This window comes from Alicyclobacillus fastidiosus (genome assembly GCF_026651875.1).
Classification (GTDB): Bacteria; Bacillota; Bacilli; order Alicyclobacillales; family Alicyclobacillaceae; genus Alicyclobacillus; species Alicyclobacillus fastidiosus.
In genome coordinates, this window is sequence record NZ_CP104067.1 from 5,129,030 (window position 1) to 5,145,433 (window position 16,404).

Here is a 16,404-nt window from a genome sequence, read left to right on the forward strand (position 1 = left end):
AGATGCGACAAGAGTTCAGTCGTTCAACTCTGACTCCCCATTGCTGGCAAGGGTGGGGCGCGGTGTCACCCGCGCCCTGCTTCCCGACGTTCGAGCGCCGGCGGAGTCAGCGGCCTTTGCGCCGCTTGCTGGTGGAGCGGCCGCCGGATGTCACACCGCGACCGCCTGCCTTGCGGGCTGCGACCTTGGCGCCAACTTTGGCGCTCCCTCGGTGCTTCTTGCGGGGCTTGCCGCCGTCCCCATAGTTCACGGCACCGCGGTCCGCGTTGCCTGCCCGGCGCTTTTCGCGCGACCAAGATCCGCCATCGCGGCCTCCACTCGACTCGCCGCGAGCTGCCCAGGTTCGATAGCCGCCTGTGCGGCCGTCTGGCGAGCGGCCATTTTCCGCGTGATCATCCGCTGTACCATGGCGTTCGTCTTGGCGATCCCGGTCTCCGTAGCGCGGGCGGTCCGCGCGAGATACGTTGCCGCGCCGGCCGCGTTCATTCTCCCGGCGATCCGTTCGCCCTCCTCGACGTGATCCATCGCGAGCGTCCGCGCGACCGTGCTCGAAGTCGCGCCGGCCACTGCCACCCTCGCGCCCGGTCCGTGCTAACTGCGCCTGCTCACGCGCCTCACGTGGATCCGGGTAGGCGTCATCCCACTCGTCGTACGGCATATCGACGGGCAGTTCTGCGTCCCTCGTGCGGCCATTTCGCGCGTAGCCGCCTTCGATGGTGCGGCCGCCGAGGCGGTCTCGGCGGGATCGACCTTTGTGGCCGCCGCCTGTGCGGTCCCCACCGCGAACGGGAGGGGCACTGGACAGGCCTTCGCGGCGTTCGATGCTGCGCCGACGCTCTTTTGGTGAGAGGTCCTCGTCGTACACAATCGCTCCCCCGCCGTGCCCACTGACAAACGTCGCCTCCCGGCGGTGTTCGACCAACGCAAAGTTGATCTGCAGCTCTTCCTTGTTGGCACTCACCACCTCGATGCGAACCGGGTCTCCGAGGCGGAACACGCGGCGGTTGCGCTCTCCGATGAGCGCCATCTGCCGTTCGTTAAAGACGTAGTAATCGTCGGCGAGGGAGCTGATATGAATCAAGCCCTCGACGCCGTTGTCGAGTTGGACGAAGAGGCCGAACTGGGTGACACTCGAGATGATACCGTCGAACTCTTCGCCGAGGTGTGCGTGCATGTACTCGACCATCTTCAATTGGTCTACTTCGCGCTCTGCGTCCTGGGCCAGTCGCTCGCGCTCGCTGGACTGACGGCTGGCGTCTTCCACGAACTGCCGCAAGGTCGCCTCGCGCTCTGGCGATAGCGGCCCGGCTATAACCTCGCGCATGATGCGGTGGATGGTCAAATCCGGGTAACGGCGAATCGGCGACGTGAAGTGCGTATAATAGTCGGCCGCGAGTCCAAAGTGCCCCGTGCATTCCGGTTTGTATTTCGCCTGTTGCATCGAGCGCAACATCACGGTCGAAATCATCCGCGCTTCCCGGGTCCCTTCGACCGCCGTCAGAACCTCCTGTAACGCCCGCGGGTGAACCTTGCTGCCCCCGACGCCTTTCAGATGGTGCCCGAAATTGTGCAGGAACGCCTTGAGATCGATCATCTTGTCGGCGTCCGGTTCGTCGTGAACGCGGTAGACGAACGGCACGCCGAGCCAATGAAAGTGTTCCGCCACCGTCTCGTTGGCCGCGAGCATGAATTCTTCGATGAGTCGCTCCGCGATAGATCGCTGGCGTGGAACAATTTCCACCGGCTCGCCGAGATCGTTCACCTTCACGTAGATTTCGTCGAAGTCAAAGTCCACGGCGCCGCGGCGCATCCGCTTCTGCCGCAAAATCAGAGCGAGTTGCTCCATATGGCGAAACATTGGCACGAGTTCCTTGTACTCCTCAATCAAGGCCTCGTCGTCGTCCTCAAGGATCTTGCGCACGTTGTTGTAAGTCATCCGAGCGGCCGTCTTAATCACGCTCGGGAAGACGTCGTGCCGCACCGTGCGACCCTCTGGGTCGATTTCCATTTCGCAGGAGAACGCCAGCCTGTCGACTTGTGGGTTCAGCGAACAGATATTGTTCGACAGCCGCGGCGGAAGCATTGGGATGACCCTGTCGACGAGGTACACACTCGTTCCTCGACGGAACGCTTCCTGGTCTATCGCGCTGCCCTCTTTCACGTAATACCCGACGTCCGCGATGTGCACGCCGAGTACGTAGTTCCCGTTGTCGAGGAACTTCACGTGCACGGCGTCGTCCAAGTCCTTCGCCGACTCGCTGTCGATGGTGACCATCGGTTCGTCGCGGATGTCGCGGCGATTCTTGATCTCATCTGGATGGATGTCGAGGGGAATCGCCTCCGTCGCCTGGAGCACCTTGTCTGGGAATTGCTCCGGCAACCCGTATTTGCGAATCACCGCCAAAATGTCGATACCAGGTTCATCCGGGTGGCCCAGCACTTCGACAATTTTGCCGACCGGCCCGTGTGTCGCCGACGGGAAGGACGTCAATTCGACGACGACAATGTACCCATCGTGAGCGTCGTGAATCTCCTCTTTCGGGATGAAGATGTCCTGGGTGAAGCGCTTGTCGATGGGATCGACAAAAGCATGGTGTGCGTAAATGGTGATTTTGCCGACAATGCGCTCATTTGCCCGCTCCACTACGCGGACGATGACGCCCTCCCGATGCGGTCCACCCTTGCCGTCGTTGAGGACGCGCGCCATCACCTTGTCACCGCTCATAGCGCCATTCATCTCAGTCGCAGGGATATATACGTCCGCATCGCCTTCGCGCTCGGGGATGACAAACCCGAAGCCGCGCGCCTTCATCTGCAACTTTCCAACAACGAAGCCCGCTGTATCTGGCAAGCCGTAGCGATTGTTCTTCGTTCGGACGATGTCCCCTTCGTCCTCGAGCTGGTTGAGCAGCCGCACGAGGTCCCGAAACTCAGACGCGGACGTCTGGTGGAACACCTCACTCAGTTCCTGTGCCGTCAATGGCTTGTAAATGTCACTCTGCATGTACTCCAATACATCTTCCCGCTGCATATCTGGATCACCTCATTCAGTTTAAGCGGTTGATCCTGTTCGGAAACGCACTTTTGTCTGTTATGTAGTATGGACACAAAAACCCACTCGCGGCACATAGGCAGGAGGAACATTTTGCATCTGGTCGAAGTACAAAAAAGGTGCCGCCGAGCTGGCGACACCTTCTTCGCAAAAAATCATCGTCACTGTAAGTGGTGGAATAAAAATGCGATAGTCAACGTCAGCAAGAACAAGAGTATCGCGAGCACCACCGTGACCTTGCCGAGGAAAGGGTCCAGCCCCTTCGCACGGCGATTGGTTACCTGGTTTGAACCGCCGGCAATGACGCCGGACAATCCTGCACTTCGACCCGATTGGAGCAGGATGACCAGGATGAGCACTGCGCACAAGATGACGAGAACAATCTCGGTTGCAAAAATCATCCGCTTGTCACCTCCACTCCACATCCATTCTTGTGCCCTAGTCTATCACGAAACTCAACGTACGACAAACGCGGATTTTCCGGCATAGTGCGCGGCACCGCCGAGTTCTTCCTCAATTCGCAGCAATTGGTTGTACTTTGCTACGCGATCCGTCCGGCTCGGCGCACCGGTCTTAATTTGACCTGCGTTGGTAGCCACTGCGATGTCCGCGATAGTGGTATCTTCGCTCTCGCCCGAACGGTGCGAAATGATGGAGGTGTAACGAGCGCGCTTGGCGAGCTCGATAGCGGCGAACGTCTCGGTCAGGGTGCCGATTTGGTTGACCTTTACGAGAATCGAGTTGCCGACGTTTTGCTCGATGCCTTGCTTGAGGCGATCGGTGTTCGTGACAAACAAGTCGTCGCCGACGAGTTGCACGCGGTTGCCGATAGCGGTCGTGAGTTTTTGCCAGCCAGCCCAGTCATCTTCGGAGAGGCCGTCTTCGATGGAGATGATCGGATACTTGCCGACGAGGCTCTCGTAGTACGCGATAAGTTCGTCAGCCGTGCGCGTTACGCCTTCGCCTTCAAAGTGGTACTGACCGTCTTTGAACAGCTCGGTCGATGCGACGTCGAGGGCGATAGACGCTTGTTCGCCTGGCTTGTAACCGGCCTTCTCGATAGCCTCGACAATGATTTGAATCGCTTCTTCGTTCGTCTTCAGGTTCGGTGCAAACCCGCCTTCGTCGCCGACGGTGGTCGTCAAGCCGCGGCTTGTGAGGACGCTCTTCAAGTTGTGGAAGATCTCAGCACCCATGCGAAGCGCTTCGCGGAATGTCGTAGCACCGTGTGGAACGACCATAAACTCCTGGATGTCCACGGTGTTGTCGGCGTGCTTACCACCGTTCAAGATGTTCATCATCGGCGTCGGCAGGGTGTGCGCATACACGCCGCCGAGGTAGCGGTACAACGGCAACCCGACTTCCTCCGCCGCAGCCTTTGCCACCGCCATGGACACGGTGAGAATCGCGTTTGCGCCGAGTTTCCCCTTGTTTGGGGTACCGTCGAGACCGATGAGCAACTGGTCGATGCCCACTTGGTCCAACGCCTCTTCGCCGATGAGTTCTGGGGTGATGATCTCGTTTACGTTCTGCACGGCTTGAAGGACGCCTTTACCGAGGTAGCGGCTCTTGTCACCGTCGCGCAATTCAACCGCTTCGTGTGCCCCAGTAGACGCGCCAGATGGAACGATAGCGCGGCCAAACGCCCCACTTTCGAGTTCCACCTCTACTTCCACAGTCGGGTTCCCGCGGGAATCTAATACTTCGCGTGCATGTACGTCAAAAATCTCGGACATTGTCGTCACTCCTTAGTTAATTTCGTCGTCGAGTATTTATGAAATGGTCAAACCGCGAGTCGCTCGTGGCGCTGGTTTGAGAGCCCGAATGTCAGGCCTAGCCTTCGCGCACACGAGTGCCCGTGGTATTCGACATAGGGTCAACCGTTTGTAATCAAACTCTTGCCTGTCATTTCAGCAGGCTGTTTGACACCGAGGAGTTGAAGCATAGTCGGCGCCAAGTCGGCGAGGACGCCGTCTTCGCGAAGCTCCACACCTGGCTTTGTAATCACAAACGGAACTGGATTGGTCGTATGCGTCGTGCACACTTCCTGCGTGTCTGGAAAAACCATGATGTCGGCGTTGCCGTGATCGGCTGTCACCAGTGCGACTCCGTCCACCTCAGAGAGCGCCTGCAGCACCGTATGGAGACACGTGTCGACCGCTTCACACGCCTTGATGGCCGCGTCTAGCACGCCAGTGTGACCGACCATATCCGGGTTTGCGAAATTGAGGATCATCGTGTCTATTTCACCGCTTCGCAACCGTTTGGCCGCTGCATCCGCCACTTCGTAGGCGCTCATCTCCGGCTTCAAGTCGTACGTGGCGACCTTTGGCGAGTTGATGAGAACCCGCTCTTCGCCCGGGAACTCTTGCTCGCGTCCACCGGAGAAGAAGAACGTCACGTGCGGGAACTTCTCCGTTTCCGCAATGCGCAACTGCCTGAGTCCCACATTCGACACGACTTCGCCGTATGTATTGCGCGGGCTGTTCGGCGGGTACGCAATTTGCCCCCCCACCGTATCGCTGAACTTCACCATCGACACAAAGTCGACGTGAGGGTGGTTACTGCCTCGGTCAAACCCGTCGAAGTTGTCGTTGGTAAACGCCTGCGACAACTGAATCGCGCGGTCTGGGCGGAAGTTGAAGAAGACGAGTGAGTCTCCCTCCTGAATGTTGCCGACCGGAGCCCCGCTGTCGTCGACTTGGATGATCGGCAGCACGAATTCGTCAGTCACGTCTTTGTCGTAGCTGGCGCGAATCGCCGCGACGACGTCGCGCACCCGTTCACCCTCGCCGTAGACCATCGCGTTGTACGCCTTGCTGACGCGCTCCCAACGCTTGTCGCGGTCCATGGCGTAGTAACGGCCAACGACGGTGCCAATGGTGCCCGTGCCGAGATCGGCCATCGTCGCCTGGACGCGCTCAATAAACTCGGCCCCTGTTTTCGGTGAGGTATCGCGGCCGTCGAGAAACGCGTGCAGGACGACTTTTTTTACGTCGAGGCCAGCTGCCATCCGAAGCAGAGCCAGCGCGTGCTCGATGTGACTGTGCACCCCGCCGTCCGACACCAAGCCGCACAAGTGCAACGTCTTGTCATTGCGTATCGCCGCATTCATCACACGCTTGAGCACCTCGTTCTGAAAGAAGTCCCCTTCGCGTATCGCTTTGTTAATCTTTGTCAACTCTTGGTACAAGATACGGCCGGCTCCGATATTGGAGTGCCCAACCTCAGAGTTTCCGAACTGTCCTTCTGGCAAACCTACTGCCTCTCCACTCGCCAACAGCGTGGTGTGCGGGTACGTTTCCCACAGCTTGTCGAGGGTGGGGGTGTTCGCCTGTGCGACTGCGTTGCCCTCTCGCTCCGGATTCAACCCAAAGCCGTCGAGGATAATCAGGGCCACCGGACCAATTTTACTGGGACGCGACTTGCGTTCAAACGACTGTTCGCTCATCAGAGCGCACCTCCGATTGCCGACGCCATGTCCGCAAACGACGAAGCGTCCAAGCTTGCGCCGCCCACCAATGCGCCGTCGATGTTCGGTTGCTGAAGGAAAGATGCGATGTTGTTTGGCTTGACGCTGCCGCCGTACAAAATGCGGACGCTCGAAGCGGCGGATGCGTCAATCTGTTCCGCCACGAGGTTGCGGATCTCCTTAGCCACGACTTCCGCGTCCTGTGCGGTCGCCGTCTTACCGGATCCGATAGCCCAGACTGGCTCGTAGGCGATAACGACTTGAGCCACGTCAGACGCAGAAAGTCCCGCTAAGCCCTGGACGACTTGACCTGACACGATGGCCTGTGTTTGACCGCTCTCCTTTTGCGATAGGTTTTCCCCAACGCAGAGAACGGGAACCATGTTGTTCTCGATAATGGCACGAACCTTGTGGTTGACCATCTGATCCGATTCACCGAAAAGTGTGCGGCGCTCAGAATGTCCAACCAGGACATATTGCGTCCCGAATTCTGCAAGCATGACCGGCGCGATCTCGCCCGTGTACGCCCCTTCTTTCTCGGGGTATACGTTTTGCGCGCCGATTTTTACTTGCGCGGGCAGCATTACGCGTAGTACGTGGAGCGTGGTGAAAGGAGCGCAGATGGCGTATTCCACGCCATCGCGAAGTGCAGACGACTGTTGACCGAGCGCCTCAGCGAACGCCCTCGCTTCGGCGACCGTCTTATACATTTTCCAGTTTCCCATCAATAAAGGTGTTCTCGCCACAGCAGTTCCCGCCTTTCATCTCACAAGTCACGATTCGGCGCGCTTACTTGTCCTCGAGTACCGCAACGCCAGGTAACGTCTTTCCTTCGAGAAATTCGAGGGAGGCTCCACCACCAGTGGACACATGCGTCATCTTGTCGGCCACGCCAGCTTGTTCCACCGCCGCGACCGAGTCGCCGCCGCCGACAATCGTGGTGGCATCCGCCTCGACCATCGCCTCAGCAATAGCGAATGTCCCTTTGGCAAACGCCGGCATTTCAAACACACCCATCGGTCCGTTCCAAATCACCGTCTTTGCAGCTTTGATTTCAGCCTGGAACACGGCGATGCTGTCGGGACCGATATCGAGCGCCATCTCGTCCGCCTTCAGCTCGTTCACCTTGCGTGCGGTGTACTCTGCGTCCGCCGCAAACGCCTTGGCCGCGATAACGTCGGTCGGCAACAAAAGTCGACTATTGTGCTCTTTCGCGACGGCGAGCAACCGCTTGGCCGTCTCAAGCGCATCCGACTCGACGAGGGACTTGGCCATGTCGTTCCCCTGCACGGCGAGGAACGTGTTCGCCATGCCGCCGCCGATGAGCAGGGCGTCGACCTTCGGCAACAAGTTCTCGATGACGTTGATCTTGTCCGACACCTTTGCGCCGCCGATAATTGCGACGAACGGGCGCTTCGGACTAGCGAGCGCTTCCCCCATGATGCCGACTTCCTTCTCCATGAGGAAACCAGCCACACTCGGCAGATACGCCGCAACGCCAGCCGTGGAGGCATGGGCCCGGTGGGCCGTACCAAAAGCATCGCCGACAAACACGTCGCCGAGCTCTGCAAACGCCTTGGCGAGCTCTTGGTCATTCTTTTCTTCCCCTGCGTAGAACCGCACGTTCTCGAGTACGAGCACTTCGCCGTCCTTCAGCGCCCCGACCGCCTCTTTCGCGGTGTCACCGATACAGTCGTCGGCAAACGAGACGTGGATGCCTTTGAGCAGCTCTTGCAGGTGGTTTGCCACAGGGCGCAGGGAGTACTTTTCGTTGCGCTCCCCCTTCGGGCGTCCGAGGTGACTCATCAGGATGACCCGTGCGCCATGCTGCGATAGGTATGTAATCGTCGGGATAGCGGCGCGGACGCGAGTATCGTCTGTAATCTCACCAGCATCGTTCATCGGAACGTTAAAATCCACCCGAACGAGTGCGCGCTTTCCTTGCCACTGTACGTCTTCAATGGTCTTCTTAGCCACTCCGAGCGCCTCCAGTCTCTCACCTGATAGTTCCTAGGGTGTTCTGTTCTCTAATGGTCTTTCATCAAACGACCAAATACTTCTCCGATTGGACCACCTACATTATTGTACCAGACCAATACAAGGCGAAAAAAGTCAAAGCTGAAGTCGTGTCCTACGTGTCTACAGACGAGTCCCTTTTGAATAGACATGACAAAAGCGGATACTTTGCGGAGGTGACGACCCTTGCAGATTGGAATAGTGGGAACGGGACAAATGGGCGGCATGCTCGCACGCGCGTTCGCCGAAACAGCGCCGGAGAACGTGTACGTCTTCAACCGCTCTCGCGCGAAAGCGGAGTCCGTCGCAGCCGATTTGACAAACGTGATCGTCTGTGACGATTGGGAGACCCTCATTGAACGGGTAGATGCGGTGTTTTTGTGTACGAAAGGGAAAGACGGGTTGAGCCTCATCAAGAAGCTCGGCCCTCTGCTCAAATCTGACCAACTGCTCGTCACGACCATCAGCAATATCGATCTCGACCGCTGGCAAGAACTCACCCCCGCCACACCAGTAAAACTCATCCCGAGCCTGACTCAGACCATCCATCGGGGGGTCATGTTGCTCTCCTACCCTCGCGATGTCCCGGGTCCGCAGAAGACCGAACTCGAGAACCGGCTCTGCCAAATCGGCAAACCACTCATCGTCGACGAGGGCCAGGTGCGCGTCTGTTCTGACTTAGCCAGTTGCGGCCCAGCGTTCCTCGTGGCCATTTGCCAGTCGTGGGCGCAAGCCGCGGCGCAGACCGGCTCTTTGGAGCGTAGCACGGCCGAGATGATTCTCAAGGAAATGCTGATTGGACTCGCTGCTCTGCTCGACTCTGGCATGCAGTTCGACGACGTCGTGGAGAAGATTCGCGTTCCAAATGGCGTAACAGATAGAGGAATTGTCTCCATGGAGGACGTTCCTTTACGTCTATTTACTAGACTGCACGCAGAAACGGCCAGATACGCCCAAGTCGGTCAGCGTACGTCCATCCCCGCCCCGCTCCCGTCCTCTGGGGGATAAAACGACGCGGCTCGACGCGAATCATGACAACCTTTGTCGAACTCTGAGAATGTTTGCTAATTTCACTTGTCTGATTCTGGTTGGAACAGCATAATGGGGAGCATAAAACACGGCACAAAGCGCCCACCCGCCTCTTAGTAAAGGGTCGACTGTCCCTTTGCGAAGAGGTCATTCCGTTGGACAACCTCTTAAAGGTGGCTTTGAACATTGAGCCTTGCGATGAATCAATCTAGCTTGACGGCTTCAAAACCAACCATCCGTCGAAGAGTTGAACCGAGCCAACTGGAGATTTCGGCCCATGACGTCCAAGTTCATACACTGGAAGCGTGTCCATCGCGCCACGCCGCAGAGCCGCTCCGCCAGATGATCTACAACTTCTTTACAGGGATGCCGTGGTCGTTTCCATTTCTCGTCTTTTTTCTCGACGCCAACGACGTGATCCTCGACGTGATTGGTCCGACAAACGCTTTATCCGCTGACTTAGCGCAGAGGTTGCCTGGTATGGGGTTACACGCGATGCACGACGGTGCTGGCGGACATCTCTACCCGCCCGGAGAGGCACAACCGCTTCGTCTAGCCGAACTCGGCGGGGATTGGCGCAGTGCGATAGCTGAACTCAGTGAACCGATGGCGCTCGCAAAGTGCAAGGTGGTTCTTTCCATCCCGTCCTCACTGACCTGGGTTCAGCTTCAGAGCAGTTTGGTGACGTCCGTATACGCGCTTCAACAAGTGTGTTCCCTCTCGACGGCGCCGCTGGAACATCACGGGGGCGGTTCAGTGCGTCCGGCGGTCGAAAAGGGCGAAAAAATAGAAAGTAAGCTGACAGAATTCGAGAAAAATCGGTCGCTCGCGTCACTCAGCGCCGGCATCGCCCACGAAATCCGAAATCCACTCACCACCGCCCGCGGATTTCTCCAGCTGTTTGAACAGCGCTGTGAGCCCGCCGATAAAAAGTTTGTCGAGCTGACCATTCGAGAATTAGACAGAATTCATGCGTTGCTCCAGGATTTTATGGGCCTGGCGCGCCCAGACGACGAATCCACGCAATTGGTGGACATCCGGGAACTGACCCACTCGGTGTATCAGTTTTTGCGCCCTGAAGCGACGCTGTGCGGCGTGCTGCTCAACTACGATGTACCATCTTCCTGCGTGCTCATGTCGGTGCAGGCGGACCGGATAAAGCAGGTGCTGATCAACTTGTTGCAAAACGCAGTCCACGCGTGTGACAAAGACGGAGAGGTACACGTAACCCTGCGCGACTTTTCCGATCACGCCACCATCACGATTCGCGACAATGGCTGCGGGATTTCGGATATGCACCAGCTCTTTCGCCCGTTTCAAACGACGAAGTCGAACGGGACAGGACTTGGCATGTTTGTGAGTAAGCACATTATCGAAGCGCACCGCGGACATCTTCAGGTGGATTCGACCGTCGGTGAGGGAACCACTGTAACCGTCTACTTACCCCGGGGCTAGGCCAACTCGTTACCCTGGTTCAAACGCGATCCACCCCAATCGGCGATGGTCGATGGCGAAAAGAAGAGTCCAAAATTTTAATAAAAAGCCTCCAAATCCACTGTTCAAGTGGAGATGGAGGCTTTTTATGCTGATTGATGATGAGCTAAAGTGGGGCCCCGAATCACAAAGATTGACTTTGGAGCCCATCCTTTCGCCCTTCCCCGATTACTCGACTAATGTCGCCAACTCATCGACCAGGCGGTCGAACTCACGAAGCGCCTCGCGAACCGGCTCTGGCGACTCCATGTCCACACCCGCCTTGCGTAGAAGCTCTATCGAATAATCGGAGCTTCCCGAGGAGAGAAACGCCAGGTAGTCGTTGCGCGCCGCTTCTCCCTCGCTGAGAATCCGGCGCGACAGCGCGATGGCCGCCGATATGCCAGTGGCGTATTTGTAAACGTAAAACGGCGTGTAAAAGTGTGGAATGCGCATCCACTCGTACGCAATCTGCTCGTTGACGTTGCAGGCCGGACCAAAAAACTCCTGATTCAGGCCGTAGTACGTTTCATCGAGCCACTCGGTCGTCAGCGCTCCACCCTCTTCGACGTGTTCGTGCGTCAACTTTTCAAATTCGGCGAACATCGTCTGGCGGTACAGCGTTCCCCGAATCGTCTCCAACTGGTGATTCAGCAAATAGGCTCGCTTTGCCTTGTCGTCGGTGGTCTTGAGCAGATGGTCCAGGAGCAACGCCTCGTTACAAGTGGACGCGACTTCCGCGACGAATATGGTGTAATCGGAGTACACGTACGGCTGGGTCTTTCTCGAAAAGTAACTGTGCATCGAGTGACCCAGTTCGTGCGCAAGCGTGAACATGTTGTCCAGCGAGTCGTGGTAATTGAGCAGCATGTACGGATGGGTGCCGTATGTACCCCAAGAATAGGCACCGCTTCGCTTGCCTTTGTTCTCATACACGTCCACCCACCGGCTGTTGAGCCCCTTCTCTGCAATCTGGCGGTAATCCTCGCCAAGCACCTGCACGGCGGTGAGCACCGTCTGCTTCGCATCGTCGTACTTGACGCGCCAGTCGATGTCTTGGACCATGGGCGTGTAGAGATCGTACATTTGAAGGTCGTTCAGGCCGAGCACCTTCGCGCGCAGCTTCAAGTATTTGTGCAAAGAAGGCAGGAACTCGTGAACGGTGTTGACCAAGTTGTCGTAGACGGCAACCGGGACGTTGTCGGAGTTCAACGAGGCAGCGCGTGCCGATTCAAATTTGCGAACGCGCGCATTGACGACCCCTCGCTTCACGTTGGCCGAATAGATGGCGCTAACCGTGTTCCGGTGCTTGGCGTACGTGGCGTACACCGCTTCAAACGCGTTTTTGCGGACTTCCCGATTTTTGCTCTCCAACAACTGAATGTAGAGTCCGTGCGTAATTTCGACTTCTTCGCCATCTTCGTCGCGAATGCTCGGAAACACCATATCGGCGTTGTTGAACATGGAAAAGATGTCGCTTGGCGCGTTTAACACCTCGCCGAAGGAAGCGAGCAGTTGCTCCTGCTCAGGGCTCAAGACGTGTTCCTTTTCCCGCGTGATCTCCTTCAAGGCAAAGCGGTACAGCTGTAGATCCCGATTTTCTTGCAGCATCTCCTCTAACCGGTTGGAGTCGATGGAGAGGATCTCGGGGACGAAAAACGCCATAGCGGACTGCGCTTTGACGAGCAATCCATACGCCCTGTCCTGTAAGGCCTGCGCCGCACCATTCGACGTATCCTCATCGAGATGCATTTTTGCGTATACGTACAGTTTTCCGGAGACCTGACCGATTTCATCTTGCAGCCGAAACGCCGAGAGCAACTGGCCGCTGGATTCGTTCAAGGTACCTTGCTTGGCGGCGAACTGCGTAAGTAACTGCTCTAGTTTTTGGGCGTCCTTCTCCCAGTCCTGGTCACTCGCGTAAATCGCGCTGAGATCCCACTTATACTTATCTTCGATTTCGCTGCGAGTGCGTACCTTCTTCGAGTGTTCTGCCTCCGCTTTGAAGAATGGCAGAGGCAGAGCCCTTTTCACGCTGGACATGTGTGTACCTCCTATGCTTCGTTCATCTCTCTGAATCCGTTTTGGCGTACGCCATCTGCTCCGGTGTAAACGCACCTGGCAAAAGTTCCCCGACCGTCGTCTTCTTGATGTCATTGTGCAGGTTCGCCAGCAGCACGGGCGTGTTTGGCGAGCAGAACTCGGCCAACACTTGTCGGCATGCCCCACACGGTGCCACCGGATCTGGTGAATCCGCGACGACGGCGACGCCCGTAATCGCCACGTTCGGCAAGTTACGTGCACTCATCAGAGAAAACACCGCACTTCGCTCGGCGCAGTTGGTTAATCCGAAGGAGGCATTTTCGATGTTCGCCCCGGTTACGATGTGCCCATCGGCGGTGCGTAGGGCTGCCCCGACGGCAAATCCCGAATACGGAACGTACGCGTTTTCACGGGCCTGTAAGGCGGCGTGCAGCAACTCCTGGTGGCCGTCGTCGTCCCCGCTTCGAACGTACCCGAGAATGAGCTTCGGCCGTTCGACCGGCGCTTCACTGACCACCACCGCGTCCGCGAGTTCCACGAGGCACGCATCGGCTGCGGACTCGCCGTCCGCGTGGACTTCAACCAGTACATCACCAGTTTCTACCCGCTGACCGACGCGCACTTGGACGACGACGCCCACGGCCGGATTGATGACGTCTTCCTTCGTCGCCCGACCGGCGCCCAAGCGCATGGCGGCTTCGCCGAACGGCAACGCTTCCAGCGACGACACGTAGCCGCCCTTGGTCGCCCGAAGTTGTTTAACGACCGGCGCCTTCGGAAGTTTGTCTGGCTCGTCTACGATAGATGCATCGCCACCTTGCGCCGCGACAAACTGTTTGAACTTCGCCAGTGCCGATCCGTCGTCAAGCGCCTGAATCAACATCCCTCTCGCCTCGTCTGGACTTTTCGCCACTCCAGCCAAGACCGCCATCTCGGCGCCCAACGTGAGACACACTTCTGTCAAATCGTCCGGCCCTCGATGCATGAGGGTGGCAATCGCCTCTTTGACCTCGAGCGCATTGCCGATGGCGCGCCCAAGCGGCTCCTCCATACTCGATAGGACCGCAACCGTCTGGCGGCCAGCGTGATTCCCAATCCCCACCATCGTCCTCGCCAACCGCCGAGCGTCGGCCTCAGTCTTCATAAAGGCACCACTGCCCACCTTGACGTCCAGGACGATGGCATTCGCTCCGCTAGCCAGCTTCTTGCTCATAATCGAGCTTGCAATCAGTGGGATGGACTCGACCGTCGCCGTCACGTCGCGCAAGGCGTAGATGCGTTTGTCAGCCGGCGCCAAGTCGCCCGATTGACCTGCCACGGCAACACCGACTTGCTTCACCTGGTCGACAAAGGCCTGCGTCGTAAGTGAGGTCTGGAAGCCCGGAATGGACTCGAGCTTATCGATGGTCCCTCCGGTATGACCAAGTCCCCGCCCCGACATCTTGGCTACCGGGACGCCGATGGAGGCGAGCAGCGGTCCGAGAATCAGCGTCGTCTTGTCTCCAACGCCCCCCGTACTATGTTTATCTACTTTAATACCAGGAATGCCACGAAGGTCTAACTCGTCCCCGGACGAGGCCATCAACTGTGTAAAATCGGCCATCTCCTCTGTGTTCATCCCTCGCCAGACCACCGCCATCAAAAATGCGCTCATTTGGTAATCTGGCACGTCACCCCGAAGGTACCCGTCCATCAGTGCTTGCAGCTCTTGCTTTGACAACGCAAGCCCGCGGCGTTTTTTGTCGATGACGTCAACGGTTCGCATGTTTGCGCCTCCTCTGAGTCATAAAGTCAACAGGACACCATTTCAGTACAAACTTACTGACGGGCTGTTGCTGGTCGCGAATCTGATGGTAGCATAATCTTCCTGCGTTTTCGATTTTGATCCGCACTTGATTTGCACGTGGTACACTAACAAGGGCTTGGGTCGCTGATGGGCCTGATCTTGCACCTATATATTGCGGAGTGAAGCCTCTTTGAATGGACGAAAAACACTATTTATGACCTTCTTGTTTCGCGGTCTATCTGCGGTTTTAACATTTGCGACAAGCGCTATTACCGCTCGTTACCTGATCTTCACGGGGGACCGTGGGGACTTTCAGACGTCGACCACGTATGCCACGAGCGGTCAGCGGTTTGCAGGTGGGTACTCGAACTACTTTTCAATGTCGTTACCCCGTCGTCCGGACGAAGGAACTCAGATTGTCCAAATGGGCAACTTTATGATGTTTCTCTTCAGCATCCTGGTATGGCTCATCGCGGGCGCCGTGATCTGGTTTGGACACCCCTCCACCATCGTGATGTTCAGCTTGATCGGCATGCCGCTGACCTTCTTGTTCGGTTATGCGAGCCGCCTGCTAAACGCGTTAAACGCAATTTCTGAGCTCAATATCGCAAACGTCTTGCAGGCTGTTTCGTTTCTCGTCATCTATGTGGTGTATATCCTGTTCAACCGCCATGTTGGCGAGCATTATCGGCTCCTTTGGACGTACCGAATTTGGTTGGCTTCCTGGGCTATCGCCGTGATCGCGACGATGTTGGCTGTATATCGCCACCTGAACTGGGGAGACAGTTTGAAATGGAAGTGGCACCGGACCGAGTGGAAGCATTTCGTCCAGTTTGGTACCTGGTCGTCGTTGGCCTTGTTATTGGGCTATGTAAATCTCCGGACGGACTTCTGGATGATTGGCTGGGTTCTCCCTTACGACACTGCGACGCGCCGCATGGTTTCGGTGTACGGTATCGCCGTATCCGCTGCGGAGATTCTCATCACGCTAAGTCAGTCTATCGCTACCGTCGTCTTCCGAAAGATGTCCGCCTCCGGCGGCGACGAAGCGGGAGTTGTCACCGAGAACGCCTCCCGCCAAACGCTGATTACGTCGTTTATCACCGCCTGTGGCCTCGCCGTGGCCATGCCCGTGCTGGTCGTCGTCTACGGCGTGCACAAGTACGGCGGAGCAGTCGGACCGTTCTACGTGCTGTTGCCAGGCTTAATTCTGAAAACCGTGTCGACGCTCATTTCACAGTACTTCACAAACTCGAAAGGCAAGCCTGTGACGCTGGTCGTCATCTCCATCCTGATGATCGCGTTCAACGCGGCCATCTGCGCCGTGTTGATCCCGCGCTTTGGCATGTACGGCGCCTCAATCTCCTCGACCATCGCCTACTTTGCCGAGCTGGCCTCGTACGTGTATTGGTACAGCCGGATCTCAGGGCGCAACGGACGCAACTTGTGGCTGGTCCAAAAGAGCGATTTTCGGCCGTACATCGAGATGGCAAGCGGCTTTGTGAAGCGCGTGAAGTCAAGGGCATAAGATAG

Annotated in this window: 11 protein-coding genes and 1 pseudogene; 3 read left to right on the top strand and 9 right to left on the bottom strand. The window is 57.3% G+C overall.

Annotation, left to right across the window (positions count from 1 at the left end):
* Nucleotides 1–106 precede the first annotated feature (106 nt).
* The 6 genes from rnr to NZD89_RS25005 form a co-directional block, all read right to left on the bottom strand.
* Nucleotides 107–3,031, bottom strand: a complete 2,925-nt coding sequence (gene rnr, locus NZD89_RS24980) for a ribonuclease R (RefSeq protein ID WP_268005369.1) — start codon at nucleotides 3,029–3,031, stop codon at nucleotides 107–109.
* 182 nt (nucleotides 3,032–3,213) lie between these two features.
* A complete protein-coding gene (gene secG / locus NZD89_RS24985) occupies nucleotides 3,214–3,453 on the bottom strand; it encodes a preprotein translocase subunit SecG (RefSeq protein WP_268005370.1) in 240 nt (79 codons plus the stop codon).
* A gap of 54 nt (nucleotides 3,454–3,507) precedes the next feature.
* A complete protein-coding gene (eno, locus tag NZD89_RS24990; RefSeq protein WP_268005371.1) occupies nucleotides 3,508–4,788 on the bottom strand; it encodes a phosphopyruvate hydratase in 1,281 nt (426 codons plus the stop codon).
* Nucleotides 4,789–4,928: 140 nt separating this feature from the next.
* Nucleotides 4,929–6,503: a 2,3-bisphosphoglycerate-independent phosphoglycerate mutase gene (gpmI, locus tag NZD89_RS24995; protein ID WP_268005372.1), complete on the bottom strand. Its 1,575-nt coding sequence runs from the start codon at nucleotides 6,501–6,503 to the stop codon at nucleotides 4,929–4,931.
* Nucleotides 6,503–7,270, bottom strand: a complete 768-nt coding sequence (gene tpiA, locus NZD89_RS25000; protein ID WP_268005373.1) for a triose-phosphate isomerase — start codon at nucleotides 7,268–7,270, stop codon at nucleotides 6,503–6,505. The genes gpmI and tpiA overlap by 1 nt, the downstream gene beginning before the upstream one ends.
* 43 nt (nucleotides 7,271–7,313) lie before the next feature.
* On the bottom strand, nucleotides 7,314–8,501 hold the full coding sequence (locus NZD89_RS25005; protein WP_268005374.1) for a phosphoglycerate kinase: 1,188 nt from the start codon (nucleotides 8,499–8,501) through the stop codon (nucleotides 7,314–7,316).
* A gap of 225 nt (nucleotides 8,502–8,726) precedes the next feature.
* Between NZD89_RS25005 and NZD89_RS25010 the strand changes: the two genes are divergently transcribed.
* Together NZD89_RS25010 and NZD89_RS25015 are read left to right on the top strand one after the other, a co-directional pair.
* On the top strand, nucleotides 8,727–9,548 hold the full coding sequence (locus NZD89_RS25010; protein WP_268005375.1) for a pyrroline-5-carboxylate reductase dimerization domain-containing protein: 822 nt from the start codon (nucleotides 8,727–8,729) through the stop codon (nucleotides 9,546–9,548).
* Between the two features lie 207 nt (nucleotides 9,549–9,755).
* Nucleotides 9,756–11,024, top strand: a complete 1,269-nt coding sequence (locus NZD89_RS25015; protein WP_268005376.1) for a two-component system sensor histidine kinase NtrB — start codon at nucleotides 9,756–9,758, stop codon at nucleotides 11,022–11,024.
* A gap of 207 nt (nucleotides 11,025–11,231) precedes the next feature.
* Here the strand turns inward: NZD89_RS25015 and pepF are convergent, their stop codons facing one another.
* The 3 genes and pseudogenes from pepF to NZD89_RS25025 all read right to left on the bottom strand — a co-directional run.
* The gene (pepF, locus tag NZD89_RS25020; protein WP_268005377.1) at nucleotides 11,232–13,085 is read right to left on the bottom strand and encodes an oligoendopeptidase F; all 1,854 of its coding nucleotides are present in this window, start codon (nucleotides 13,083–13,085) and stop codon (nucleotides 11,232–11,234) included.
* A 22-nt stretch (nucleotides 13,086–13,107) separates the two neighbouring features.
* Nucleotides 13,108–13,521: a cytidine deaminase gene (locus NZD89_RS29340; protein ID WP_326492958.1), complete on the bottom strand. Its 414-nt coding sequence runs from the start codon at nucleotides 13,519–13,521 to the stop codon at nucleotides 13,108–13,110.
* Nucleotides 13,522–13,563: 42 nt separating this feature from the next.
* Nucleotides 13,564–14,850: pseudogene (locus NZD89_RS25025) on the bottom strand (pyrimidine-nucleoside phosphorylase); the annotation flags it as partial.
* A 211-nt stretch (nucleotides 14,851–15,061) separates the two neighbouring features.
* Here NZD89_RS25025 and NZD89_RS25030 point away from each other — a divergent pair.
* Nucleotides 15,062–16,399, top strand: a complete 1,338-nt coding sequence (locus NZD89_RS25030) for an MATE family efflux transporter (protein ID WP_268005379.1) — start codon at nucleotides 15,062–15,064, stop codon at nucleotides 16,397–16,399.
* Nucleotides 16,400–16,404 lie beyond the last annotated feature (5 nt).